This is a genomic window from Streptomyces sp. NPDC030814, assembly GCF_055572155.1.
The window spans coordinates 477381-501212 of the sequence record NZ_JBVIDX010000003.1; the positions used below are offsets into that span (position 1 = coordinate 477381).

23 protein-coding genes are annotated in these 23832 nt (G+C 71.9%); 14 read left to right on the forward strand and 9 right to left on the reverse strand.

The window, feature by feature from the left end; translation table 11 throughout:
- Together ACZ43N_RS08965 and ACZ43N_RS08970 are read left to right on the forward strand one after the other, a co-directional pair.
- Entirely contained in the window at nucleotides 1-693 is a 693-nt protein-coding gene (locus ACZ43N_RS08965; protein ID WP_468096079.1) for a class I SAM-dependent methyltransferase, read from the forward strand.
- Nucleotides 694-878: 185 nt separating this feature from the next.
- Entirely contained in the window at nucleotides 879-1358 is a 480-nt protein-coding gene (locus tag ACZ43N_RS08970; protein ID WP_468096080.1) for a DoxX family protein, read from the forward strand.
- Between the two features lie 153 nt (nucleotides 1359-1511).
- On the opposite strand, the gene ACZ43N_RS08975 is transcribed toward ACZ43N_RS08970, so the two are convergent.
- Nucleotides 1512-2018 carry an RNA-binding S4 domain-containing protein gene (locus ACZ43N_RS08975; protein WP_468096081.1) on the reverse strand — a complete coding sequence of 169 codons (507 nt, stop codon included), beginning with the start codon at nucleotides 2016-2018 and terminating at the stop codon, nucleotides 1512-1514.
- 61 nt (nucleotides 2019-2079) lie between these two features.
- Between ACZ43N_RS08975 and ACZ43N_RS08980 the strand changes: the two genes are divergently transcribed.
- Both ACZ43N_RS08980 and pip read left to right on the forward strand, forming a co-directional pair.
- Nucleotides 2080-2829 carry a uracil-DNA glycosylase gene (locus ACZ43N_RS08980; protein WP_468096082.1) on the forward strand — a complete coding sequence of 250 codons (750 nt, stop codon included), beginning with the start codon at nucleotides 2080-2082 and terminating at the stop codon, nucleotides 2827-2829.
- Nucleotides 2830-2905: 76 nt separating this feature from the next.
- Nucleotides 2906-3868: a prolyl aminopeptidase gene (pip, locus tag ACZ43N_RS08985; protein WP_468096083.1), complete on the forward strand. Its 963-nt coding sequence runs from the start codon at nucleotides 2906-2908 to the stop codon at nucleotides 3866-3868.
- Between the two features lie 88 nt (nucleotides 3869-3956).
- On the opposite strand, the gene ACZ43N_RS08990 is transcribed toward pip, so the two are convergent.
- The gene (locus ACZ43N_RS08990) at nucleotides 3957-4646 is read right to left on the reverse strand and encodes a GntR family transcriptional regulator (RefSeq protein ID WP_468096085.1); all 690 of its coding nucleotides are present in this window, start codon (nucleotides 4644-4646) and stop codon (nucleotides 3957-3959) included.
- A 170-nt stretch (nucleotides 4647-4816) separates the two neighbouring features.
- Between ACZ43N_RS08990 and ACZ43N_RS08995 the strand changes: the two genes are divergently transcribed.
- Both ACZ43N_RS08995 and ACZ43N_RS09000 read left to right on the forward strand, forming a co-directional pair.
- A complete protein-coding gene (locus tag ACZ43N_RS08995) occupies nucleotides 4817-6301 on the forward strand; it encodes an NCS1 family nucleobase:cation symporter-1 (RefSeq protein ID WP_468096087.1) in 1485 nt (494 codons plus the stop codon).
- Between the two features lie 5 nt (nucleotides 6302-6306).
- The gene (locus tag ACZ43N_RS09000; protein ID WP_468096088.1) at nucleotides 6307-7032 is read left to right on the forward strand and encodes an aspartate/glutamate racemase family protein; all 726 of its coding nucleotides are present in this window, start codon (nucleotides 6307-6309) and stop codon (nucleotides 7030-7032) included.
- 39 nt (nucleotides 7033-7071) lie between these two features.
- Here ACZ43N_RS09000 and ACZ43N_RS09005 read toward each other — a convergent pair whose 3' ends face one another.
- A complete protein-coding gene (locus ACZ43N_RS09005; protein WP_468096090.1) occupies nucleotides 7072-7476 on the reverse strand; it encodes a RidA family protein in 405 nt (134 codons plus the stop codon).
- 462 nt (nucleotides 7477-7938) lie between these two features.
- On the opposite strand from ACZ43N_RS09005, the gene ACZ43N_RS09010 reads away from it, so the two are divergent.
- The 5 genes from ACZ43N_RS09010 (at nucleotide 7939) to ACZ43N_RS09030 (ending at nucleotide 13758) form a co-directional block, all read left to right on the forward strand.
- Nucleotides 7939-8322 (forward strand): hypothetical protein, encoded by a 384-nt coding sequence (locus ACZ43N_RS09010; RefSeq protein ID WP_468096092.1) that lies wholly within the window; start codon nucleotides 7939-7941, stop codon nucleotides 8320-8322.
- A 111-nt stretch (nucleotides 8323-8433) separates the two neighbouring features.
- Nucleotides 8434-9165, forward strand: a complete 732-nt coding sequence (locus tag ACZ43N_RS09015) for a DUF7873 family protein (protein WP_468096093.1) — start codon at nucleotides 8434-8436, stop codon at nucleotides 9163-9165.
- A gap of 598 nt (nucleotides 9166-9763) precedes the next feature.
- The gene (locus ACZ43N_RS09020) at nucleotides 9764-11728 is read left to right on the forward strand and encodes an FUSC family protein (protein ID WP_468096095.1); all 1965 of its coding nucleotides are present in this window, start codon (nucleotides 9764-9766) and stop codon (nucleotides 11726-11728) included.
- Between the two features lie 122 nt (nucleotides 11729-11850).
- Nucleotides 11851-13257 (forward strand): amidohydrolase, encoded by a 1407-nt coding sequence (locus ACZ43N_RS09025; RefSeq protein WP_468096097.1) that lies wholly within the window; start codon nucleotides 11851-11853, stop codon nucleotides 13255-13257.
- A 318-nt stretch (nucleotides 13258-13575) separates the two neighbouring features.
- On the forward strand, nucleotides 13576-13758 hold the full coding sequence (locus ACZ43N_RS09030; RefSeq protein ID WP_468096099.1) for a hypothetical protein: 183 nt from the start codon (nucleotides 13576-13578) through the stop codon (nucleotides 13756-13758).
- Between the two features lies 1 nt (nucleotide 13759).
- Here the strand turns inward: ACZ43N_RS09030 and ACZ43N_RS09035 are convergent, their stop codons facing one another.
- From ACZ43N_RS09035 to ACZ43N_RS09045, 3 genes are all read right to left on the reverse strand, one after another.
- Complete coding sequence (locus ACZ43N_RS09035) at nucleotides 13760-15718, reverse strand: ABC transporter ATP-binding protein (protein WP_468096101.1); 1959 nt, start codon at nucleotides 15716-15718, stop codon at nucleotides 13760-13762.
- Nucleotides 15719-16084: 366 nt separating this feature from the next.
- The gene (locus ACZ43N_RS09040) at nucleotides 16085-16549 is read right to left on the reverse strand and encodes a hypothetical protein (RefSeq protein ID WP_468096102.1); all 465 of its coding nucleotides are present in this window, start codon (nucleotides 16547-16549) and stop codon (nucleotides 16085-16087) included.
- The gene (locus ACZ43N_RS09045) at nucleotides 16540-17217 is read right to left on the reverse strand and encodes an ATP-binding protein (RefSeq protein WP_468096103.1); all 678 of its coding nucleotides are present in this window, start codon (nucleotides 17215-17217) and stop codon (nucleotides 16540-16542) included. Before ACZ43N_RS09045 ends, ACZ43N_RS09040 begins: the two co-directional genes overlap by 10 nt.
- A gap of 242 nt (nucleotides 17218-17459) precedes the next feature.
- Between ACZ43N_RS09045 and ACZ43N_RS09050 the strand changes: the two genes are divergently transcribed.
- The 3 genes from ACZ43N_RS09050 to ACZ43N_RS09060 all read left to right on the forward strand — a co-directional run bounded on the left by ACZ43N_RS09050 (nucleotide 17460) and on the right by ACZ43N_RS09060 (nucleotide 19501).
- Nucleotides 17460-18320 (forward strand): helix-turn-helix domain-containing protein, encoded by an 861-nt coding sequence (locus ACZ43N_RS09050; protein ID WP_468096104.1) that lies wholly within the window; start codon nucleotides 17460-17462, stop codon nucleotides 18318-18320.
- 9 nt (nucleotides 18321-18329) lie between these two features.
- Nucleotides 18330-18608, forward strand: coding sequence for a DUF397 domain-containing protein (locus ACZ43N_RS09055; RefSeq protein WP_468096105.1), 279 nt, complete (start codon nucleotides 18330-18332; stop codon nucleotides 18606-18608).
- A 77-nt stretch (nucleotides 18609-18685) separates the two neighbouring features.
- The gene (locus ACZ43N_RS09060) at nucleotides 18686-19501 is read left to right on the forward strand and encodes an SAM-dependent methyltransferase (RefSeq protein ID WP_468096107.1); all 816 of its coding nucleotides are present in this window, start codon (nucleotides 18686-18688) and stop codon (nucleotides 19499-19501) included.
- Between the two features lie 101 nt (nucleotides 19502-19602).
- On the opposite strand, the gene ACZ43N_RS09065 is transcribed toward ACZ43N_RS09060, so the two are convergent.
- The 3 genes from ACZ43N_RS09065 to ACZ43N_RS09075 form a co-directional block, all read right to left on the reverse strand.
- Nucleotides 19603-20343, reverse strand: coding sequence for a protein-tyrosine phosphatase family protein (locus ACZ43N_RS09065; RefSeq protein WP_468096108.1), 741 nt, complete (start codon nucleotides 20341-20343; stop codon nucleotides 19603-19605).
- Nucleotides 20344-20526: 183 nt separating this feature from the next.
- On the reverse strand, nucleotides 20527-21417 hold the full coding sequence (locus ACZ43N_RS09070) for a hypothetical protein (RefSeq protein WP_468096110.1): 891 nt from the start codon (nucleotides 21415-21417) through the stop codon (nucleotides 20527-20529).
- Nucleotides 21414-23723: a PEP/pyruvate-binding domain-containing protein gene (locus ACZ43N_RS09075; protein ID WP_468096111.1), complete on the reverse strand. Its 2310-nt coding sequence runs from the start codon at nucleotides 23721-23723 to the stop codon at nucleotides 21414-21416. Before ACZ43N_RS09075 ends, ACZ43N_RS09070 begins: the two co-directional genes overlap by 4 nt.
- Between the last annotated feature and the right edge of the window lie 109 nt (nucleotides 23724-23832).

The following is a 23832-nucleotide window of genomic DNA, read 5'->3' on the forward strand; positions in this document are numbered from 1 at the left end:
ATGGGCATGCAGACGCGTGAGGGATATCAGGGGACCGGACCGGGTGCGATCACCCCGGACGGCTGCGCGGTCGAGGTGTACACACGACTTCCGGTGGGGAACGAGCCGGAGGTGATCGCCGCCGCCGCGCCCGCGGGCGCCGGCATTCTCGAACTGGGCAGCGGCGTGGGGCGCATGACCCACCCGCTGCTCGAACGGGGCTTCACCGTCACGGCCGTGGACGAGTCGGCGGAGATGCTGGAGCGGGTGCGCGGGGCGCGGACGATATGCAGCCCCATCGAGGAGCTGGACCTGGGCGAGAAGTTCGATGTGGTGCTGCTCGCGTCGTTCCTCGTCCACACCGGGGACCCCGAGGTGCGGCGCGGGATGCTCGCGACCTGTCTGCGGCACGTCGCGGACGACGGCATCGTGCTGATCCAACGCGAGGGGGAGAACTACCACACGGACGTGCCCCGGGAGCGGATCGACCCCCGTGGCTTCACGGTCCGCATCGTGTCGAGCGAGCCGGTCGGGGACGGAGTCCACTCCGTGCACGCGGAGTACCACTTCCCGGACGGCGAGTGGACCCAGACGTTCCGAGTGCGGCCGATGACGAAGGAGCAGTTCGAGGAGGTACTGGCAGAGGCGGGGTTGAAGGTGGACCGGTATCTCACCGAGGACCGCACATGGGTGCGGGCGGTACCGGTGGGATGAGAGCGGGCGACGGAGGGACGGCGTGAGGGAGGGCTCCTGCGGGTGGCCGCCGGCGGGACGACGCCTGCCGGAGGGTGGGATCGGCACGTCGGCGTGAAAGTCCGGCGGAAAGCGATGAGTTCCGGGGCGTGCTCCGGTCCAACTCCGTGACAAGCACGACGGCACCGCTTCCCACAGGAGACCTCATGTCCGAGACCACCGCTCCCACTCCTGCTCCCCGAGCCGCCACAGCCACGGTCACGGCGTCCGCTTCCGGGTCCGGCACGAAGGGCGGCCCGCGCAGCCGGCGGGCCCGTATCTCGCTGGGCGTGCTGCAGATCGTGCTCGCGCTCTTCTTCGCGGTCGCGAGCGCGCTGCCCAAGCTGATCGCGCACCCCTCGGCCGCCGAGTCCTTCGAGACGCTCGGCTGGGGCACCGCGGGGATGTACATCATCGGCGTGCTCGAACTGGCCGGTGCGGCAGGGCTGGTGATCCCCGCGCTGGCCTCGGTCGCCGGGGTGTCGCTGAGCGCGCTGATGGTCGGGGCGTTCATCACCCAGCTCGCCGTCTTCGACGGGGAGTACGCGGCGACCCCGCTGATCCTGATGGTTCCGCTGCTCGTCATCGCCTGGGGGCGACGGGAGGACGTGGCCGGACTGACGCGGCTGCTGCGACGGGCGGCGTGACCGCGCCGAGACGCGGGCGCGCCGCGCGGGGCAGGGCCGAGACGCGGGCGCGCCGCGCGGGGCAGGGCCGAGGGGCTCCCGGTGGTGACTCGGGAGCCCCTCGGCGCTGCCTGGAGCGGGCTCGGTGTGCGGGAGTGGCGAGGTGGCCCGCCGTCACTCCTCGCGACGGCCGCGGGCGGCGTTCGCGGAGTCGGTGAGGCCGCGGAGGCGTTCGAGATCCCGGCGATCACGCTTGGTGGGGCGACCGGCTCCCCGGTCGCGGATACCGGCGGGAGCGATCGCCTCGCGGGGCGGGGGCGGGGGTGAGTTGTCGACGTAGCACTCGGCGGCGACGGGCGCGCCGACCCGCTTACGGATCAGACGCTTGACGACGACGATCCGTTCATGCCCTCCGGCCTGGCGGAGCCGTACCTCGTCGCCCACGCGCACCGCGTACGCGGGCTTGACGCGTTCGCCGTTGACGCGGACGTGTCCGCCCCGGCAGGCCGTCGCGCCCATGGAACGGGTCTTGACCAAGCGGACGGACCAGATCCAGCTGTCGATGCGCACGGTCTCGCCGTGCGTGGGCCGCGCGGCCTCGGCAGCGGCCGCCGCGGCGCCGGGATCCCGGCGCGCGGTGCCCGGGCCGCCAGGCTGCTCGCCCGTACCTTCAGAAGCCATGCCTCGACCTTAGCTCCCCGGTGCCGGCCGGGGAGGAGATCAGCGGCCGTACCGTGGAGACATGCGCAGCGGTGACGGCGGGGACGCGGACGGCAGGGGCACGGGGTCCGGTGGGGGGAGCGGTCTTGACACGCTCGACGCCCGGATCACCGGGTGCCGTGCCTGCCCCCGGCTGGTCGCCTGGCGGGAGGAGGTGGCGCGGACCAAACGGGCCGCGTTCGCCGATCAGGAGTACTGGGGCCGGCCGGTGCCCGGTTTCGGGCCGCCCGACGCGGCGCTGCTGATCGTCGGGCTCGCCCCCGCCGCGCACGGGGCGAACCGCACCGGCCGGATGTTCACCGGTGACCGCTCGGGCGATGTGCTGTACGCGGCACTGCACGATGTCGGCCTCGCCTCGCGCGGCACCGCGGTCGGCCTCGACGACGGCCTGGAACTCCACGGTGTACGGATCACCTCACCCGTGCACTGCGCACCGCCCGCCAACAAGCCGACGCCCGAGGAACGCGATACGTGCCGGCCGTGGCTGGTCGGTGAGCTGGAGCTGCTGCGCCCGTCGCTGCGGGCCGTGCTCGTCCTCGGCGCCTTCGGCTGGCAGGCCGCGCTGCCCGCGCTCGCCGAGGCCGGCTGGCGGGTGCCCCGGCCCCGACCGGCCTTCGGCCACGGCACCCGCGTACCGCTCGACGGGCTCGATCTCTTCGGCTGCTTCCACGTCAGCCAGCGCAACACGTTCACCGGCCGGCTGACGCCCGCCATGCTCCGGGACGTCCTGCGCACGGCGGCCGGATCGGCGGGGCTGAGCGTGACCGCTTGAGGCGCCCGGAGGGACATGGGCGCGCGACGGAAAAACGGGCTGCCGACGCGGTGGTACACCCTCTAGGGTCTCGCAAATGCCTCTCCATCCCGAGATCGAACCGTACGGCCACGGCATGCTCGACGTCGGTGACGGCAACCACGTGTACTGGGAAGTCTGCGGAAACCCACGGGGCAAACCCGCCCTGGTGCTGCACGGCGGGCCCGGATCCCATGCCGGCCCGTGGTTCCGGCGGCTCTTCGACCCCGACGCGTACCGGATCGTGCTGCTCGACCAGCGGGGCTGCGGGCGTTCGACGCCACCGGCGAGCGCGTACGAGACGGACATGAGCGTCAACACGACGCCTCATCTCCTCGCCGACCTGGAGCTGTTGCGACAGCACCTAGGGATCGAACGCTGGCTGGTCTGGGGCGTGTCGTGGGGGTCGGTGCTCGGTCTGCGGTACGCGCAGACGCATCCGAGTGCCGTGTCGGAGCTGGTGCTGACGGGGGTCGCCTCGGGTTCCGACGCGGAGGTGGCCCTGCTGACCCGGGGACTCGGACAGTTCTTCCCGGAGGCGTTCGAGCGGTTCCTGGCGGAACTGCCCGAGGGCGAGCGGGAGGGCAACCTCGCCGCCGCGTACAACCGGCTGATCGAGTCGCCCGACGCTGAGGTCCGGGCGCGGGCGGCGCGGGCCTGGACCGACTGGGAGACGGCCATCGCGGCGGAGCCGCCCCGTTCCGTGCCGCGCTACGAGGACCCCGTGTTCCGCTACGGGTTCGCCCGAACCGTCACCCACTACTGGAGCAACGGCCACTTCCTCGGTGAGGGTGGTGAGAGCGGTGTCGTTCTGCGTGACGCGCCCCTGCTCAAGGGTGTCCCCGGCACCCTCGTCCAGGGCAGCCTCGACCCCGGCAACCTCCTCGGCATCGTCTGGCGCCTCCACCATGCCTGGCCCGGCAGCGAGTTGGTCCTCGTCGACGACGTGGGCCACAACGCGGGCGCGCCGGACATGACCCAGGCGCTGGTGGAGGCGACGGACAAGTACGCCAGGGGGTGAGACGGCGGACGGCGGGAGAGGGCGTCTCCGTCCGCCGTTCCTTTCGCCGGCGTTGCGGGTGTCGCGGGCAGGAGGTGGCCGCCAGACCCTAGTTTTCGCCCTCGCCCTCGCCGAAGAGATGCCGCACGGTGGAGCGGTAGTTGGTCTGCACATGGGTCAGGGCGTGAGTTCGGGCGCGGTCCGGGTCGCCGGAGGCGATCGCCTCGTACAACTCGCGGTGTTCGGTGAGGAGTTGCGGCCACTCCGTGTTCTGGCGGGTGAGCCAGCGCAGGCGGCCGTCGACCGGCTCCATGACGGAGATGAGCAGGCTGTTGCCGGCCATGGCGAGGACACGGTCGTGGAAGCGGGTGTTGATGTCGGTGATCGCCTCGGCGTCACCGGCGTGGGTGGCGGCCGCCGCCCGGTCGAGCAGGGCCGACAGCTCCGCCAGGCTCTGTGGCGTGGCGCGGGTGGCGGCGAGTCCGGCGGCGTACACCTCCAGCGCCTCGCGCAGTTCGAAGAGCTCCGCGACATCCGCTCTGGTGAGACGGCGGACCACCGTGCGGCGCGGGGTCTCGAAGAGGACGAAGCCCTCGGCGACCAGCGCGCGGATCGCCTCGCGGACCGGGACCCGTGAGACCCCGAAACGCTCGGCCAGCTCGCGCTCGACGAGCCGGTCACCCGGACGCAGCCGGCCCGCGATGATGTCCTGGCGCAAGGTCCCCAGGACGCGCTCACGGATTGCGCCGAGTGGGCCGAGGGGTTCGATCTTCGCTCCTTCAGGAGCCAGGGAGCTCATGAAGCCATCCTCGCCGACGCCGGAGGTGTTTTACGTGTCGTTAACAACAGTGACATCGGTCCGAACGGTTGACGGGGGGAGTATGGCGGGAGTTTGGTATACCAAACCCCTCGCAGGATGGCCCGTTCTCTCCTCCCTCCCCGCATCCTCCTCTCGCTCCTGGAGGTCCCGTGTCCCTCGCCGATCCCGCCGAAGCCACCGGCACCACCGCGTTCGTCCCCGATCCCCGTCTCACCAACGAAGACCTCGCGCCCACGGACAAGCGCACCTGGAAGGTCTTCGACCTCTTCGCCCTGTGGATGTCGGACGTCCACAACCTCGGCAACTACACCTTCGCCGCCGGACTGCTCGTCCTCGGCATGAACGTCTGGCAGGTCTTCACGGCGCTGCTCGTCGGCTTCGTGATCATCTACATCGGGATGAACCGGATGGGGAGGATCGGGCAGCGCCACGGTGTGCCGTTCCCCGTCGTCAGCCGCATCAGCTTCGGTGTCTGGGGTGCCAACATCCCGGCCGTCATCCGGGCCGTGATCGCCATCATGTGGTACGGCATCCAGACCTATCTCGCGTCCGTCGCCGTCAACATCATGCTGCTGGCCGCCTGGCCGGGCCTGGAGTCCTGGACCCATGGCTCCTTCCTCGGTCTGCACCAGCTCGGCTGGATCACCTTCGTCGCCCTCTGGCTCGTCCAGGCGTTGATCATCAGCCAGGGCATGGAGTCGGTGCGGAAGTTCCAGGACTTCTGCGGCCCTGCGATCTGGCTGGTCATGATCGCGCTCGCGGTGTGGATCCTCGCCAAGGCCGGCTGGACCATCTCCCTCACCTCGACCCCGCACCCCGTCTCCGTAGGCGAGCAGTGGCGGCAGTGGTTCGGCGCGATCGGACTGGTACTCGCCACCTACGGCACCCTGATGCTCAACTTCTGCGACTTCTCACGCTTCGCACCCGACTACCGGACCGTCAAGCGGGGCAACTTCTGGGGACTGCCGATCAACTCCACCGCCTTCGTGGTGGTGTCGGTCATCGTCACCGCCGGCTCCATCGAGGTGTTCGGCAAGGCGATCACCGACCCCGCGTACCTCGTCGCCGAGATCGGCAACACCTGGATCCTGGTGCTGGGCGCCCTGACCTTCGCCATCGCCACCATGGGCGTCAACATCGTCGCGAACTTCGTCTCCCCGGCGTACGACCTCGCCAACGTCTGGCCGCAGAAGATCAGCTTCAAGGTCGGCGGCATGATCAGCACGGTCGCCGCGCTGGTCGTGACCCCGTGGAACCTCTTCTCCAACCCGACCGTCGTCAACTACTTCCTCGGCGGCCTCGGCGCGTTCCTCGGCCCGCTGTTCGGTGTGATCATGCTCGACTACTTCTGGGTCAAGCGGGGCCGCATCGACGTCGACGAGCTGTTCAACGCGGAGCCCGGGTCGCGGTACTACTACCGCAAGGGCGTCAATCCCAAGGCGCTCTGGGCGTTTCTTCCCGCAGCCGCCGTCTCCGCCGTCCTCGCGCTGGTGAAGGACTTCGGCGCGGTCGCACCGTACTCGTGGTTCATCGGAACGGCGCTGGCCGCCGGGCTGTACGCGCTGCTGTGCCGTGACGAGCGCGCCGCGCAGGAGACCGCCGAGACCGGGACGACCGTCACCGTGGAGGTCTGAGAAACGTGCGGATCGTCGTCACCAACTGCAACACCACGCAGGAGATGACCGAGGAGATCGTGCGAGGTGCCCGGGCCGCGGCAGGCCCGGGCACCACCGTGACCGGGCTGACCCCGGTGTGGGGGCCCGAGTCCGCGGAGGGCTGGCTCGACAGCTACCTGTCGGCCGCGGCCGTGCTCGACACCCTGCGGACGTACGACGAGCCCTACGACGCCGTGGTCATGGCCGGGTTCGGTGAACACGGGCGTGAAGGGGCGCGGGAACTGCTGGACGTGCCCGTCGTCGACATCACCGAGGCCGCCGCGCACCTCGCGTGTCTGCTCGGGCGGCGGTACGGGGTGGTCACCACGCTCGAACGGTCGTGCGGGCAGATCGAGGACAGCCTGGAGACGGCCGGGGTGGGGCGGAACTGCGCGGGGGTGGTGGGCACCGGGCTGGGCGTCCTCGACCTGGACGACTCCGACCGCACGGTGCGGGCCTTCGTCGGCGCGGCGCAGCGGGTTCGGGACGCAGGCGCGGAAGTGCTCGTGCTGGGGTGCGCCGGGATGACCGGGTTGCAGCGGGTGGTGGGGGAGAAGGTGGGTGTTCCCGTCGTGGACGGTGTGGGGGCGGCCGTGAAGCTGGTGGAGGCCCTGGTCGGGTTGGGGCTGGAGACCAGCCGGGCGGGGGGATACGCGAAGCCCCGGGGGAAGCGGCGGGTCTGGGGGAGGCACGGCGGCGGGACGAGGTGAGACCGGCGAAGAGGGCCGTCTGTTTACGGCTCCGTCTGTTTACCGCTCCGGTACCACCGCGGTCGCCGTGATCTCCACCAGCTGACCGGTGTAGCCGAGGCAGGCCACGCCGAGGAGGGTCGAGGAGTGGGGGCCGGTGCTGAGGCCGGAGGCCTCGACGACGTCCCAGACCGAGGAGAGGACCTGGGGTTCGGCGCTCACCACATAGACATCGGTCGCTATGACGTGGGCGAAGTCGCTGCCTACTGAACGCAGTTGCTCCCCCAGATTCGCCAGCACCTGCCGTGCCTGCCGCACCGGATCCCCCGCGCCCACCAGCTTCCCGTCGGCGTCCAGCGGAACGGAGCCGGCGAGGAACGCGACCTTCGTCCCGGCTTCGACGACCGAGGCATGCGAGTAGACAGGCGGCGGGAAGAGACCGGGGACGGTGACGCGTTCGATCATGAAAGGCTCCGGTGTGCGAGAGGAGGAGAGACCTGGGGGCAACCTGTCGATGATGCGCGGTGCGGGTCGCGACCGCATCCGAAATTCCTCCCGGTCGCCACGCCGTTCCGGGCCGTGTGCGCCTCCTCGCCGTACGGACTGACGACATCCCCGTACGGACTGACGACATGCCGTACGGGCTGACGACATCGCCGTACGGGCCGTCGACGGCCGCGGGCGTCTGCGGCTGCGGGAGCCCCTCTGGCGCGACCGCGCCACCTCGGCCGTAGCTCCGGGCACGCGTCAGCGCACGTCAGCGCCGCTCGACGTACGTCGAGTGGATAATCGCTCGACATGGCGCCGCCCGGGCCCCATGCTCCGTCCATCCTCGGGCGCCCGCGCGCGAAGACCCTTGGGCGCTTCTCGGCGGCTGACCTCCAGCGGGCCGGGCCGGAGATTCCGGTGAGCCCCTGGAGGTCAGTCATGTCACGCACCGTGCACCATGTCCCCAGCCGGCACCGGAAGATCCCGGCGTACTGGGGGGCGGGGCTGCCGGCTCCCTGGACCGCGCACGCCCTCACCGTGCTTCGCTACAGCCGGGCCGAGTCGGACCGTGCGTGCCGGGAGGGCCGTCGTCCCCGACCCACCCGGGTCGTCCGTACCTTCACCGCCCATCGCCACGCCCGTGCCATGAACGAATGCTTCTGGAACCCTTACGAGTCCGCGGCCCGGGCTGCCCTGCGCACCTTCCGTACCACGGCCCGCAAGCACCTTCGCGCCGTCCCTCCCGGCGGGCTCGTCGCCGCGGCCGAGCACCTCGACCATCCCCCGACCCGCCACCGGCACCGCAACCTCTGGGAGGCATGACTGTGCGAGCGGCCTCGCGTTCCGGGACGGGTTCCGGTCATGGGCGGGCGACCTCCGTCGCCGTGGAATAACCCGTCGAAGAGGCTCGCACCGGGCTGCTACCTTCCAGGCGTGGCGAAACTCAACCAGATCATCGCAGTCGAGAAGGGCGTCAAGGCCAAGTCGCAGCAGGACCTGACGGCGGCTCATCACGGGCTGCAGAAACCTGCCCTGCTGGCCGGAATCGCGCGTACGTATCAGCCGAAGGACGAGGAGGGCGAGCAGTTGCCGCCCGAGTCGACCCGGGTGCAGGTGCGCGCGGAGGACGTGTTGCGGGAGACCGCGGCGGTTCTCACGCGGCTGTTCGATGTGACCGCCACGAAGGACTGGGCCAACTGCACGGCGCGGGCGGATGTGACGGTCGACGGTCGGGTGCTCGTCGCCGAGGTGCCGGTGGCCTATCTGCTCTTCCTGGAGAAGCAGCTCGGCGAGATCAACGCGCTCGTGCGGAGGCTGCCCGTGCTCGACGCCTCCGAGGCGTGGGTGCAGGACCCGTCCACCGACGCGTGGAAGACCGAGCCCGTGCGGACGGTACGGACGAAGAAGGTGCCCCGCAACCATGTGAAGGCCGAGGCGACCGACAAGCACCCCGCGCAGGTCGAGGTCTACTACGAGGACATACCCGTCGGGTACTGGACCACCGTGAAGTTCTCCGGTGCTCTGCCCGCCCGCCGGGTGAGGGAGATCCTCGACCGTGTCGAGAAGTTGCAGCAGGCCGTGAAGTTCGCCCGGGAAGAAGCGAACGGCGTGGACGTCGTCGACCAGCGGGTCGGTGACGCGGTGTTCGGCTACCTGTTCGGGTAGCCTCACAGACTCCCCGTCCGATGTCTCGGGCGGGGTGCGCGAGGAGCGCAAGCTGAAGCTGAGGCTTGTCGTGACGGAGCGGTCCGTACCCGCCGAGAATTTCAGGGGCGGACCGTGATCAATCTCAGACTATTGCTCCAGACTCAGTATGCGCCGCCGATCGTCGCAACGACCGGACCCAGGCCCCGGGACGTCGAAATGCCGGTTCAAGTCCGGCCCGCACAGCTCGATGTGCGGTGGTCCAAAGGCAGGACGCGACGACATGACGACTGACCTGGGTTCTCAACCGTCGCGGCGTGCCGAACGGGCGGCATCTCAGGGCCCGGGGGCCGGCTACGCCCCCGGGCCCGCTTCCTTTCCGTCACGCGCCACATGAATGCGCACGCCCATTGCGTTCATAAAGAACATGGCCTTTCCAAGTATCGTCACATCGCGGTAATACGAGCGTTCCACAACCTCCGGATCCGGGATCTACCGTGGATGCCACGGCCGATCGGCACCACCCCGCAGATCGCCTCCACCGGCACCACGCCCCACCCGCGCCCCGGCCACCGTCGCCCGAAGGCACACCTCCGCCTCCCCCGACGACAGGAGCCCCGTGTCCCGCCCCGTATCCCGCACCGCTCTGCCGCCATGGCTCGCTCATGCTCTGCGTGCGCAAAGGGGGCCGGTGCCCTGGAACGCGGTGGTGCGCGGTGCGCTGGCCGGAGGACCGCTGCTCACCGTCGCCCTGATCGCCGGGCGACCCTCCGTCGGGGTCGTCGCCGCGCTCGGCGCGATGCTCGCCGGAATCAACGACCGGCCGGGCAGCCGCCGGGTCTCGGTGCAGCGGCTCGGCGTGCCCGCGCTCGCCGGTGCCGTGGGGCTGCTCGTCGGCACGTACGCCGGGCAGTACGCGTCGGCGTACGCGGGGCAGTACGCACCGGGCGACGCCGGACGGTACGCCGGTGCCGTGGCCCTCACCCTGCTGCTCACCTCGCTCGGGCTGCTCGCCGGCGGCATGAGCGCCGTCGGCCCCGTCGCCTCAGGGGCCGGTACGCAACTGCTCGTCGCCGCCGCCATCGGCGCCGGGATGCCCTTGCCGGAGACGGGGTGGGAGCGGGCGCTCGCCTATGTCGCCGGGGCCGGATGGCTGCTCGCCCTGCGCCTCGTCCTGCCCACTCCCAGCGCGCTGACCGGTGGTGACTACCGGTTCGACGGGGAGCGGGACGCCGTCGCCGCCGTGTACGACGCGATCGCCGCGCTCCTCGACGCCGTCGGTACACCGGACGCGACCGCCCGCCGGGCCGCGCTCACCGCCGCTCTCGACCACGCCCAGGACGCGCTCGCCGGGCCCCGGTTGCGGCGGTACACCGGCTCGTCGACCGAGCGCCGGCTGCACGCCCAGTACGCGGCCGCCCTGCCACTCGCCGAGGCCGCCACGGCGCTCGCCTGGACCGGGGACGATGTGGTGGGCCGAGCCTCGGTGGGGCCCCGGCGGCTCGCCGAGGCCGTACGCGGCAACACCGCCACCGGGCCACTGCCCGCGCCCTCCCGCTCCGCGCCCGCGCTGCGTGCCCTCGACGACGCGCTCCTGCACGCCGCCGAGGCCTTCGACCGGGGCGACGCGCGGACCCTCCACGCCCGGCCGCGTACCGTCGGATCGCTCCTGCGGCTCGCACTCGGGGCCGGCGGCCGCGAGTACGGTCTCCGCGTCGCCCTGTCCTTCGGGGCGAGCGCTGCCGTGGCGCAGGCGCTGCACCACGAGCACTGGTACTGGCTGCCCGCGACCGCCGTCTTCCTGGTCAAGCCCGACCTCGGGCCGCTGGTCTCCCGTGTGCTGTGCCGGGCCGCGGGGACCGTGCTGGGCGCCGTGCTCTTCGCCGGGTTCGCCGCCGTGCTGCCCCGGCCCGAGGGCCTCGTCGCGCTGGTCGCGGTCAGCGGCGCGCTGATCCCCGTCGCCACCCGGCACTTCGCCGCCCAGACCGCCGTCGTCACCGTGCTCGTCCTCGCCCTCGTCATGGTCGGCGGTGAGCCGCAGGCCTCCTGGAGCCGGATCGGCGAGACCCTGCTGGCCTGCGCCATCGTCCTGATCGTCGGTCATCTGCCGATGCCGAAGGGACAACGCGGCGGAGGCGTACGCGCCCGTCTCGACGAAGCAGCGGCGGCCGCCCACACCTACCTCGCCCATGTGCTGGAGTCCGACGACCGCGCCGCCCGCTGGACCCTGCGCCGCGAGGCCTACCGCACCCTCGCCGGGGCGCGCACCGCGATCGCCGTCGCCGGGGCCGAACACCCCGCCCTCGCCCGGCACAGCGAGGGCGCCGACGAGATCGCCGCCGTCCTCGAACAACTCGTCGACACCACTACCGCCTGCGCCGTCCACCTCGACGACACGGGACGGCTCGGCCGCCACCACAGCGAGCAGCTCACCGCCCTCCTCGACGAACTCGCCCGCCGTCAGCGGCACACCGGTATCAGCCTCTCGGATGCACCTGATGCACCTGATGCACCTAATACGCCTGACGCACGGGAAGCGCCGGGTGCGTCGTCGGGAACGCCGCGGCCGGGGCTCACGGTCTGAGCCCGGGCTCATCGTTCGAAACGCCGCGTCGGCGGCGTCAACGCGTGCCCGCGGCGTCCAACGCGTGCCGCCCGCTGCCCGGTCCCCGCCCCTTCCGGGCGCCCCCGTCGTACGGTGACCGCATGACGCCGCCTCCGCCCCCGTCACCCTCTCCTTCTCCGTCACCGTCCCCGGCGCCCGCCGATCTCGTCATCACCGGCTGCACCGCCCTCGTCCACGACGAGCACGAGGGCATCGCCTTCGTCGAGGACGCCGCGATCGTCGTACGCGACGGGGCGATCGAGAGCATCGGGCCGCAGTCGGAGACGGCCGTCGTCGCCACGGTCGAACGCATCGACGCCCGGGGCCAGGTCGCCATGCCGGGGCTGATCAACTGCCATACGCACTCGCCGATGGTCGCGCTGCGCGGTATCGCCGAGGACATGCCGGCCGAGGAGTGGTTCAACGACGTCATCTGGCCCGTCGAGTCCAATCTGACGGCGAAACACGTGGAGTTGGGGGCGCGGCTGGCCTGCGCGGAGATGATCCGGGGCGGCGTGACCTGCTTCGCCGACCACTACTTCTCGATGGACACGGTCGCCGGCGTCGTCGCCGAGACCGGCCTGCGGGCCCATCTGGGGGAAGCCTTCTTCTCCTCGCTCGGAGCCGAAGGGCGGGAACGCTCACTGGAGTTCGCGCTACGCCACCGGGGCGCGGCCGGTGGTCGTATCACCACCGCGCTCGCCCCGCACGCCCCCTACACCGTCGACGACGCCGACCTCGCCGCCACCGCCGAACTGGCCCGCACACACCACCTCCCGGTACATCTGCACGCCTCGGAGAGCCGCGACCAGACCGACAACAGCCTTGCCCGGCATGGCGTCACCCCCATCGAGGTCCTGGAACGGACCGGGCTCCTCGGCGTCGACGCCGGCGTGCTGATCGCCCACGGCACCGGCATCGTCGCGCGCGACCTGCCGGTGCTGGAGCGCGCGACCGGACCGGTGGCCGTCGCGACCGCGCCCCGCGGCTATCTCAGGTTCGCCTGGCCCACCACCCCGGTGCGGGAGCTGCGGCGCATCGGCATCCCTGTCGGACTCGCCACGGACGGGGCCGCCTCCAACAACTCCCTCGACGTGTGGGAGTCCATGGCACTCACCGCACTCGTACAGAAGTCGACCGAGGGCGATCCTCGCTGGCTGACCGCCCGACAGGCGCTGCACCACGCCACTCTGCAGAGCGCGCGGGCCGTCGGGTCGGGGGAGCGGACCGGCAGTCTGGCGCCCGGCCGACGCGCCGACATCGTCCTCGTCGACCTCACCGGCCCTCACACCCAGCCCGTGCACGACCTCGCCGCCACCCTGGTGCACAGCGCCCGCTCCGCCGACGTCCGCACCACGATCGTCGACGGCCGGGTCCTGATGCGTGACCGCGAGCTGCTCACCGTGGACGTGGCGGCGACCGTGCGCGAGCTGGAGGACCGGCTGGCCGCCCTCACCGACCGCGGCCACGGCAGGCGCATCCAGGACTATGACCAACCGCCCGCGTGAGAACCGTGCCGAGCCGCCCGCCTCGGCGTCCGCACGAATCCTCCCCGCCAAGGCCGCATGAGGTGGGCCCTCTCCGGTACCCGACGTACGGCGTTGACCATGAGTGAACCACCGTCCACGCACGGCGAGAGGGGCCGCTGTCACGACCTGTGCAAGAGGGCGATACGGAAAGTCACCGGAACGTGTGGTTTTTGCGAGGTATCTCTCGCTCCGGCATTGACTCCGTGTCAACTACGTCTCAGTAGCGTCACTGGAAGAGTCGTTCAGGCCATGGTTGGCGTTTAACTCTATGAGGACAGCGCTACACGGAGGTGCAAGGTGAACGGGCGAACGGTGCTGGGGCGCTTTCCCGCCGGCGGGCCGCGCGGCTCGTGGCCGGCGGAGGAGTTGGCGCATGCCGCCCGCCAGGAGGGGCAGCAGGCGGAAGTCGTGATGGACATAGCCACGGACATGTTCCTGGTCATCGTGCGCGCCGACACCGCCGCGGCCGCTCCCGCCTGATCTACCCCGCCTTCGGAGTGGGCACCTGCGCCGCCGGGACCTCGACCGCGAACTGCTCCGCCTGGAGCGAGTACAGCTCCGCGTACACCCCACCCCTGGCCAGCAGCTCCTGCGGGGTGCCGGACTCCACGAGACGGCCCTGGTCGAGGACGTGCACCAGGTCGGCGTGGCGGACCGACGCCAGCCGGTGCGTGATGAGCACGACGGTCTGCCCGGTTCCGGCCAGGGCGCGGATCTTCTCGAAGACCTCCAGCTCGGCCCGCGCGTCCAGGGCGGCGGTCGGCTCGTCCACGATCAGGATGCGCCCGCGCCGGTACGCGGCCCGCGCGATCCCGAGGCGCTGCCACTGGCCTCCGGACAGCTCGTGGCCGCCGCTGAATCCTCGCGCCAGCAGCGTGTCCAGGCCGCGCGGCAGGTCGTCCACCACGTCCTGCGCCCCGGCTTCGGCGACCGACGAGGCGATCCGCTCCTCTGCGAGCGGCGCGGAGGGGCGGCCGATCGCCATGTTGACGCGGGCGGTGAACGGCCACCGCTTGAAGTCCTGCGCGACCATCGCGATGCGCTCGGCGAGCTGGTGCCGGTCGGCCGCCGCCGCATCCACACCGTCCCACATGATCTTGCCCCGGTCGGGGGTGTACAGCCCGGCCAGTAGCTTGACCAGCGTCGTCTTGCCCGAGCCGTTCTCGCCGACGAGCGCCACGATCTTGCCCAGCGGCACGGTCAGTGTCACATCGTCCAGGGCGGGCCGGGTGCCTTTCCCCGGGTAGGTGAAGGTCACGTTCTCCACGCGGATCTCGTGCGGGTCCTCGGGCAGCGGGTCGCCCCCCACCGGGATGGCGCGCTTGGCGGCCTCGACGTACAGGCGTTCCATGTCGCCGACGAAGAGGGCCTCCTCGTGCAGGGAGTTCACCTCCAGGACAAGCGTGTCGAGGCTGGCGGAGCCCGTGCGGATCGCGATGACCGCCGTACCGGCCACGGACAGCGCCATGGCCCCGCCCAGCAGCAGACCGCCAAGCGTCGCGTACGTGGCCACGGTGGCGAGCCCGGTCCAGACGGCCGCGTAGAGCCCCGTACGGGCCGCCAGCCGGGCCAGACGGGCCTGCTCGGCCTCCGCCGTCTCCGACATGGAGCGGAAGTGGCGCAACAGGAACGGGCCCACTCCGTGCACCCTGATCTCGGGCGCGGCCTCCGGCTCGATCAGCAGCGAGCCGATCAGGTAGCCGGCGCGCGCGTGCTGCACCCAGGCGTGGAACGACTCGTAGCGGCGGCGGGCGATCGTCAGGGCACTCCACGCGCTCGGCAGCGTCATCGTGACGAGCAGCGGCAGCAGGGCCGGATGCAGCACCGTCAGCACACCCGCCGCGGCGATCAGCGAGATCAGCGCGTTCACCACGCGCGCGGAGTAACTGATCATGCGGCGGGCCGACTGGGCGCCGTACTTGGCGGTGTCGAGCAGCTTGTGGAAGCCGTCGTCCTCGATCGCGGACAGCTCCACGGCCGCCGCCCGCTCCAGGTACAGCTCGGTCGCGACCCGCTCCACCTTGGGCTCCAGGCGGCCCGTGGCGTAGGTCGAGGCGGCTCGCAGCAGGGTGGCCACCAGGGTCACGGCGGCGATGGTGATCAGGGCGGGAGCGGCTCCCCGTAACCGCTCCTCGACCGTGCCGTCCGTCATCAGCCGGGCCAGGACGGTGTTCACCGCGAGCAGGCTCACCGCCTGGGCGAGGCCGCGGCCCGTCTCGGCGGCCAGCACGGTACGCGCCGCCCGCCGGTCGGCCCGCCAGGCCAGCCGGAAGCTGGATGCCAGCAGCGACGGCAGCCGGCGCACCATCCCACGGAAGTTCAGCTCCAGGAACGCGTCCGCGTGCTGCGACCAGCCCATGTCGTACCGCAGCGGCCCGCCGAACAGCAGCTGCTCCGACTCCGACGTCTCCGGCTTCGCCCTGTCCCGCGCCTTCCGCACCCGCGCCCTCCCCCGAGTCGTCGCCGACGGCCACTATGGCCCCCCACTCCGCCCGCGACCAGGGCGCAACGGGCGCGACCCCTCGCCCACCTGGAGCACACAGGGCGCTCGGGGGCGGAAAGGAGTGCGCTGCAAGACATCCAGGAGCCGCGGCCCTCGAGGAGACGCCTCCGGCCCCCGAGGAGGACCGAAGCCCTTCAAGGGGCGCGGGGAACCACGCGATCAGCCGCATGGCAGCGCGCACCGGCCGACGAGACCGCACCAGCCCGCCCGGAAGGCGCGTCCAGCACCAGCCCGCCCGGAAGGCGCGTCCAGCGCACACAGCCCACCGGAGAAGCGACGAACCGCGGCGAACCGCGGCGAACCCTACGCCGTCATGATCCGGGACCAGGCCGGCGTGGTCCCCGTCACCCGGCACACCGCCAGGTACAGAGGTATCGGCGGGGTGTAGGCGATCGTCCCCTCCGGCCGGTGGATGAGCGCGGCCGAACCTCCGCAGACCAACGCCCCGGTGGTGTAGCGAGCCGGCTCCGGCCACTCCAGCGCGTAGTCGGAGTCGGCCGGCACGAGCCACCACCAGTGGTCCCGGTCGGCGTAGACACAGCCCACACGGGGCAGCCGGGGCAGGACCAGCGGGCCGATGCCCGCCGGGACCGCGACGGCGTCGCAACCCATGGGCGTGGTCATGCCCTCGGGCAGCGGGATGGGACGAGGCGTCGCGGCGGGCCGCTGGGCGCGGCGCAGGCGGGTCAGGGTGTCGAGGCTCACCACGCGGGCCACTCTGCCCCCACCGAAGGAACCAGTGGGGCCGATCGACGCGCTCACACCCATTCGGCCCCCGTCCTGCCCCGTTCGGGCATCGAACGGTCCTCGACCAGCTCCCCACCTCGGTGGAAGGCGTCCGTCTCGCCGCCGCGGTCGTCGTTCGGCGGCTTCTTCGCGCCCCAGCCCAGGTCGGACCGTGCCGCGGAGTCCCCGTCCGGGACGGAGCCACGGGGCACGTCGGCCCAGACCAGGAGCCCCAGGCCGACGGGCTGGGCGCCCCAGGAGCGGCAGAGGGACTCTATGAGCAGCAGCCCCCGGCCGTGTTCCTCCTCGGGCCGCTGCGGTGAGGGGTGCGGCTCGCCCGGAGCGCAGCCCTCGTCGCGTACCGCTATCCGCACCAGGTCGTCGCCGTCCTGCAGCTCGCAGACGATCTGGGCGCTCGCGGTGTGCACGATCGCGTTGGTCACCAGCTCGGACACGACCAGGGCAGCCGTGTCGCAGGTGTCCTCGCACAGGGCCCAGCCGGTGAGCTGGGTACGCGTCACGCGCCGGGCCTGTGCCACGGCACCCGGGTGCGCGGCCAGCTCGAATCGAAACCGGCGGTCGGCGGTGGTCTCGGGGCGCGCCCCGGCGGCCGGACCGGGACCGAAGTGGTCACCGGCGGCGTCTGTTCCTAACGGCGCAGGGGGCGGAATCACGCTTGCCACTATCGCCGCGCCATGAACACTTGGCAAGTGTCACTCTGAAAATTGCAGAGTGCTTATGACTCTCTGAACGGCCATGGCACACTGCACGCAACAGCACGTGTAGCGGCGCCAGTTGGGAATCCCTCGCACAACGTTCACATGTACGCACAGTGTCCGTATGTATGCGGAAACGCATGTGAGCAGCGGACTTCCGTATGGCGCCGCCGGGCTGTGGGGACCAGGTGTACGGGGTTCGTGTCGGGCTTTTCACGGTCGGATGGAGTTGCGAGATGAGCGAGCCGCGGTCCGCGCCGACGGTCGGCCAGGTGGTGCTCGGCCGGCGTCTGCTGGATCTGCGTGAGCGCGCGGGCATCCGGCGGGAGGAGGCCGCGCGCATCCTGCACGTCGCCCCCGCCACGGTCCGCCGTATGGAGACCGCCGAGGTCGCCCTCAAGATCCCCTATCTCCAGCTCCTGCTGAAGGCGTACGGCGTCGGCGACGAGGAGGCGGAGACCTTCGTCCGGCTCGCGGAGGAGGCCAACAAACCCGGCTGGTGGCAGCGGTACCACGACATCCTGCCGAACTGGTTCTCCATGTACGTCAGCCTGGAGGGCGCGGCCGGCCTCATCCGCAGTTACGACCCGCACTTCGTTCCCGGCCTGCTGCAGACCGAGGGCTACGCGCGCGCGGTGATGGTCTCGGGCGCCATCGGCCAGACCAGACCCGACGACATCGAACGGCATGTGGCCCTGCGCATGCAGCGGCAGGAACTGCTCACCCGTAAGGACGCCCCCTGGCTCTGGTTCGTCATGGACGAGACGGCCCTGCGCCGCCCCGTCGGCGGACCGGACGTCATGCGCGCCCAGCTCGACAGGTTGCTGGAGGTCATGGAGCTGCCCCACGTGACCGTGCAGGTCACCACCTTCGACACAGGACCCCACCCCGGCACGTACGGGCCGTTCGTCCTGTTCCGTTTCGCCATGCCCGAACTCCCGGACATGGTCTACAGCGAGTACCTGACCGGCGCCGTCTACCTGGACGACCGCTCCGAGGTGGCGACCCACCTCGAGGTCATGGACCGCATGGCGGCGCAGGCCGCCACGGCACAACGCACGAAGGAGATCCTCCAGGATCTCCGCAAGGAGCTCTGAAGACACCGAATGGATCGCATCAAGCCGCAGTCGCGCGCGCACACGCAGTCGCACATCCGCGTCTACAACGGAATGCCCGCCCGGGAGCTGGGCAGCGAAGGCTGGCACAAGCCCTGGAGCGGCGGCAACGGCGGCAACTGCCTGGAGGCGATGAAGCTCGCCGACGGCCGTATCGCCGTACGGCAGTCCACCGACCCCGACGGGCCGGCGCTGATCTACACGCCCGACGAGATGAACGCCTTCATCCAGGGAGCCAAGGCGGGGGTGGCCGACTTCCTGCTCTCCTGACTTGTTGCGCACTCCCTGTTGTTCAGCCCATCCCCCTATGTTGGCCCTGAATTGATCATTGACTTCTGCAGAACCCCATGGAGTTCGTCATGAGCGGGCGGCCCCCCGTCGAGATCGACACGAGCAAGCCCCATCCCGCGCGGATGTACGACTGGTACCTCGGCGGCAAGGACAACTACCCGGTGGACGAGGCGATGGGCAGGCAGATGCTCGACCTCGACCCTCGCGTGCCGGTGATGGCACGCGTCAACCGTGCCTTCATGCACCGGTCCACGCGGTGGCTGGCCCGGAACGGCGTACGGCAGTTCCTCGACGTCGGCACCGGTATCCCCACCGAGCCGAACCTCCACCAGATCGCCCAGGAGGTCGCCCCCGACGCGAGTGTCGTCTACTGCGACAACGACCCCATCGTGCTGGCCCACGCGGCGGCCCTGCTGCGCGGTACCCCCGAGGGGCGGACCGAGTACCTCCAGGCCGACGTGCGGGACCCGGACGCCGTCCTGGAGGGCGCCAGGAAGGTGCTGGACTTCGGCCGGCCCGTGGCGCTCTCCCTGATCGCGCTGCTGCACTTCGTCTCCGACGAGGACGGTGCGCACGACCTGGTGCGGCGGCTGATGGCCGAGCTGCCCTCCGGCAGCTACCTGGTCGTCACCCACGCGACCGCCGACTTCACTCCCGAGGAGTCGAAGGCGGCCACGGAGAAGCTCAAGGCCGCCGGCGTCACCCTGGCCCTGCGCTCCCGAGAGGAGTTCACCGGCTTCTTCGACGGCTTCGACCTGGTGGAGCCCGGCGTCGAGGTCCCCCACCTGTGGCACCCCGAGCTGGGCGAGCCGGTACCCGGCCAGGACGACGGCGTCATACCCGGGTACGGGGCGGTGGCCCGCAAGGCCTGAGACCCGCGCGAGGTCCGGGGCCGGACGTGCGCAACATGGGTGGGGGGGCGGTCGACCGGCGACCGCCCCCCACTCATGCCTCCAGGGACCTGAGAGTCCGACTACAGGTACGACCAGATGCGGCGCGGCGCGTCCACGAGGCGGCTCAGGGTGACCACCGGCAGCGGCGGCTGCTCGGTCGCCCGCTCCCCCTCCAGGTTCAGCCCGTAGTAGATCTGCTCGATCGACGGCGGCCCGACCGAGAGGTTGCGCCAGACCGCGGCCCCGGACCCCTCCTGCCCGGTCCGCACGAGGTATGCCGCCGCCATCGTGCCCGTACGGCCGACGCCGGCGCCGCAGTGCACGAACACCGGACCGGAGCTCTCGGACACGATGTCGAGCAACCGCTGCACCTGCTCCGGGCTCGGGGTCTGCCCGTCCCGCATCGGCAGCCGTACGACGTCCAGCCCCGCCTCGCGCGGCTCGGCGAGCTGGGCGGCGGACAGGTCCTCGGCCCTCAGGTCGACCACCGTGGCGAAGCCGAGGTCGGACAGTGCCCGGTAGCCGGTGGGGGAGGGGGCCGCCCCTCGCCACAGCTTGCCGGCCGTGCCGACGGGCTGGAAGTTGTGGATGCCCTGCACGGCCCGGGTGCCGGCGGGCGGCGGGGTCGACTCGCGCGCGACGTACGACGCCGCCAGGATTCCGAGCGTGCCGGCGGCCCACAGCGCGAAGTAGCCGAGCAGGACGCCCACGAGGACGTGGACGATCCGGCGTCGCAGCGAGCGGGGGCGGGTGCCGGGACGGACAGGTGCGGGGGAGGGCGGACCGGTGGGTACGGGTGAAGGCGCGAGGGTGACAGACATGGGCGACCCGGGGGATGGGGGACGGAGGTGCGCGGAAGGGGCCTCCGGTAGAGGCCCCGCTCGAAGCGTAACCCGCCACTATCGGGTGATCTGTCCTGATGTGCGCAAACTCACCATATTCATATACTTATTGTTGATCTTGTGAGGGTCGGGGAGCGGGGGCCGCACCGCTGTCTGCCGGGGTCACCCCTCGTCCGTGTCGTCGATGCCCACCACCGTGAGACTCGCGCGGTCCACCTCGCTGTCCTCCAGGCAGCCGCGCAGCCGCAGACGGTCGTGGCCGGTGAGGGCGGGCCGGACGATGCCGGCGAACAGGCCGTCGCCGAGCTCGCCGAGCGTGGTCCGGCGCAGTGGCACCGACGTCGAGTTCCGGCACCGCTCCCAGGCCTGCGACGCCGCCATGGACCGCCGCTCGGTGGTCATGGGCACCCCCCGCACGTCGACCCGGACCAGCACCGATGTGGCCTCGGACCCGTTCCGCTGCTCCTTCCTGGTCTGCGTCAGGTCCGCGAGCCCCACGACGAGCGAGATCAACAGGGCCGCGCCGACGACCCCCACCGTGATCAGCCGCGCCGTCCGGCCCGGACCGCCCGCCCCCAGCGGGGGCTCTTCCTCCAGATCGGTCTCCGGAACCGGATCGGGCGCGGTCAGCACGGACAGCTGCCCGGCCAGACGCCGGTCGGCGGCCGGGCGGGCCGTGGCCGACGCGATCCGCTGCACCAGCCAGGCGATCCCGGACAGCACCACGCCGGTCACCATCAGCACCGGTACAAACACATACGTACGGCTCGCCGGGTCCTCCAGCCAGCGGAACCGGTCCCCCTGCTCCCGCGGCTGCGTCTGCCGGAGCCGCGCCAGCACGTCCTGCTGCCGGCGGTCGCTCTCACGGATCCGCTCCTCGATCCGCGCCAGCCGCCCCCACAGCACGATCCCCAGCAGCAGCAGCCCGACGATCAGCAGGACCACCCCGCACAGGATGGCCCGCTGCCACTGCCATCGGTAGAGGTAGATCACGAAGTAGCCGGCCGCCCCGACCGCCGCGGCACCCGCGAAGAGATAGGCCAGTCGCTTCATCGTGGCTCCTCCGGCCGTACCTCGCCGAAGGTCCCGTCGACCGTCAGCCGGGTGCCCGGCGGGAAGCGGCGCACGGCGTCGGCGGCACCGACCACTGTCGGCACCCCGAACTCCCTTGCCAGCACGGCCAGATGGGACAACGGGCTGCCCGTCTGCGCGACCAGCGCCGCGAGACGCGGCAGCAGGGGCGCGAACGCCGGGTCGAGGGTGCGGACCACGAGCACCGCGTCCTCGGGCCCCGTCCCCTCGCCGTCCCAGGCGGCGCCGACGGCTCGTCCCGCCGACACGCCCCGGCCCGCCCCCGGTCCCCCGCCGCCGTCTCCGGACCGCCGGACGGCGTGCTCGGCGACGACCACACCACCGTCCGCCAGCCGGAACGCGTCCGGGAGCGGAGCGGAGCCCGGCGGCGGCAGTCGCTCACCGAGATCGCGGGGCAACGGCCCGCCCTCCAGCGCGGTGACGAACTCCTTCCAGCGCAACAGGCCCACGCGCCGCGGCCCACCCGGCACACCCCGCACGCTCAGCCGGTGGGCCGCTTCACGCACCAGCCGCACCTGCAGCTCCTGCACCCACCGGATGCGCAGTCGGAGGGCTTCGCGCGGCGGCAGGGCGCCCACGGAGGCGGAATGCGGGGGGATCGCGTGGGCGTCGGTGCCCGACGGGGAACCCTCCGGGGACCGGGGCGCGCCCTCGGCGTTCGGCAACCGCAGGGGCTCCCACAGGCTGGGGGGCATCAGGGCCAGCAGGACGGGTTCGGCGGCGATCAGCCGGTCGTCCGGCAGTCCGTGGGCCCACGGCTCGGTGAGGGTGGCGAGGGCGGTGCTCGCGGCCGTGACGCGGGGCGCCGGCAGGAGAGCGCCCGACAGGGCTTCCTGGGCGTGCAGCGACACCAGGGCGGCGCGCGTCCAGCGCAGGGACGACACCAGCGCGGCGGCCCGCAGCTCCGAGGGTGCCGGGATCTCGGTGAGCCGCCGGTCGACGTCCGCCATCAGGTCCGTCGCCAGTCCCGGCAGCGTCGACGCGAGCCGCCCCACCCGCCAGGCCGCACCGAGCCGCCGGGCACCCGCCGCGGGGTTCAGCAGCGCGAGCCAGCGGTGCCTCGGGGGGACGGCGCCCAGCAGCCGCAGATCGGCCGCCGCCCGACCGCCGACCGTCGTGACCACCGGCAGCCTCCGCAGCAGCCGTCGGGACGCGCTGCCGCCGAGATCCAGCGCCACGGCCAGCCCCCGGGCCATGGGCGCCAGCCACAGGTCCTCCTCCAGCGGCTCCAGCCGACCCGGCAGGGTCTCCGCCACCGGCCCCGGGCCGAGCAGCCGGGCCCCACGTGGTGGCCGTGCCGCCATCGCCGTGATCGGGCGGCTCTGGAACATCCACAGCCGGCCGTCGTCGTCGAACCCGAACTCGATGTCCTGCGGCCCCCCGAAGACCCGCGCGGACCGCCGCGCGAGCCGCGCGAGCCGCCGCAGTTCGGAGGCGGTGAGCAGGGGGGCGGATCTGGTGGTGGGGGTGGGGGGAGCCGCGGAGGCGGTGGCCGGGCTCGGGGCGAAGGCGGCGGTAATGGTGGCGGCGGTGGCGGCGGGGTCCGGGCCGGGTGTCCGGGGCGGGGGCTCCGGTGTTTCGGTGCGCAGCAGTCGTCCCCTGCTGTTCAGCCAGTAGTTCGTGCCCGGCTGCTCACCGCTGACCAGGGTGTCCGGCCCACCCCGCACCGCGCTGACCAGCATCCGGTCGGTCCGCCCCGCCACGGGGTCGGCGCCGAACAGCACGCCTCCGACCCGAGCCCTGAGCATCGGCTGGACGAGCACCGCCATGGGAGGGTCGGTGCCGTCGGGCAACCGCGCCGAGTCCAGTACGGTCCGTACCGCCGCCCGGAACTCCTCCCACCCCCGCACCTCGAGCACCGAGTCGAACCGGCCCGCCAAGGACGACTCCTCGGTGTCCTCCTGCGGCGAGGAGGACCGGACGACGAGAGGACGCGTGCCGTGGTGGGACAGCTCCGCCCAGGCATGGGCCACGGCGCGGGAGGCGCCGATGTCCTCGTCAGCGGGAGGGGCGCCGTGCCGGGCCCGCGGACCCGGCCGCGGGTCGAAGCCGGACGGGAGCACGAATCCGGGCAGCACCGGCAGCCCCGCGCGAGCCGCTCGTGCGAGGTGGGCCGCCTTGGAACCGGTGAGCGGGCGCAGCGAGGCCGTCGGCTGGGCCAGGGAGACGATGCGCGAGCCGGATGCGGAAGGGCCGTCACTCAGGGCCGGTCGCCCGCCGTGCGCACCTTCTCCGCGCTCTCCCTGACGTTCCTCGAGCGTCGTCATCAACACCCTCCAGGACCTGCCGTCAACAGGGGGGGCGCGCGGGAGGGGCCCCACGCCTGACGACGGAACGAGGGATGGGGGCAGGTCACCGCCGAATTGTCGTGCGATG

What these genes read in the sequence shown, in the direction of transcription:
- ACZ43N_RS09075 (WP_468096111.1), bottom strand. Translation starts at nt 23,723, where the DNA reads ATGACGACGCTCGAGGAACGTCAGGGAGAGCGCGGAGAAGGTGCGCAC.
- ACZ43N_RS09070 (WP_468096110.1), bottom strand. Translation starts at nt 21,417, where the DNA reads ATGAAGCGACTGGCCTATCTCTTCGCGGGTGCCGCGGCGGTCGGGGCG.
- pip (WP_468096083.1), top strand. Translation starts at nt 2,906, where the DNA reads ATGCCTCTCCATCCCGAGATCGAACCGTACGGCCACGGCATGCTCGAC.
- ACZ43N_RS09040 (WP_468096102.1), bottom strand. Translation starts at nt 16,549, where the DNA reads ATGGGTGTGAGCGCGTCGATCGGCCCCACTGGTTCCTTCGGTGGGGGC.
- ACZ43N_RS08970 (WP_468096080.1), top strand. Translation starts at nt 879, where the DNA reads ATGTCCGAGACCACCGCTCCCACTCCTGCTCCCCGAGCCGCCACAGCC.
- ACZ43N_RS09005 (WP_468096090.1), bottom strand. Translation starts at nt 7,476, where the DNA reads ATGATCGAACGCGTCACCGTCCCCGGTCTCTTCCCGCCGCCTGTCTAC.
- ACZ43N_RS09010 (WP_468096092.1), top strand. Translation starts at nt 7,939, where the DNA reads ATGTCACGCACCGTGCACCATGTCCCCAGCCGGCACCGGAAGATCCCG.
- ACZ43N_RS09025 (WP_468096097.1), top strand. Translation starts at nt 11,851, where the DNA reads ATGACGCCGCCTCCGCCCCCGTCACCCTCTCCTTCTCCGTCACCGTCC.
- ACZ43N_RS09050 (WP_468096104.1), top strand. Translation starts at nt 17,460, where the DNA reads ATGAGCGAGCCGCGGTCCGCGCCGACGGTCGGCCAGGTGGTGCTCGGC.
- ACZ43N_RS09060 (WP_468096107.1), top strand. Translation starts at nt 18,686, where the DNA reads ATGGAGTTCGTCATGAGCGGGCGGCCCCCCGTCGAGATCGACACGAGC.
- ACZ43N_RS08980 (WP_468096082.1), top strand. Translation starts at nt 2,080, where the DNA reads ATGCGCAGCGGTGACGGCGGGGACGCGGACGGCAGGGGCACGGGGTCC.
- ACZ43N_RS08965 (WP_468096079.1), top strand. Translation starts at nt 1, where the DNA reads ATGGGCATGCAGACGCGTGAGGGATATCAGGGGACCGGACCGGGTGCG.
- ACZ43N_RS08990 (WP_468096085.1), bottom strand. Translation starts at nt 4,646, where the DNA reads ATGAGCTCCCTGGCTCCTGAAGGAGCGAAGATCGAACCCCTCGGCCCA.
- ACZ43N_RS09065 (WP_468096108.1), bottom strand. Translation starts at nt 20,343, where the DNA reads ATGTCTGTCACCCTCGCGCCTTCACCCGTACCCACCGGTCCGCCCTCC.
- ACZ43N_RS08975 (WP_468096081.1), bottom strand. Translation starts at nt 2,018, where the DNA reads ATGGCTTCTGAAGGTACGGGCGAGCAGCCTGGCGGCCCGGGCACCGCG.
- ACZ43N_RS09055 (WP_468096105.1), top strand. Translation starts at nt 18,330, where the DNA reads ATGGATCGCATCAAGCCGCAGTCGCGCGCGCACACGCAGTCGCACATC.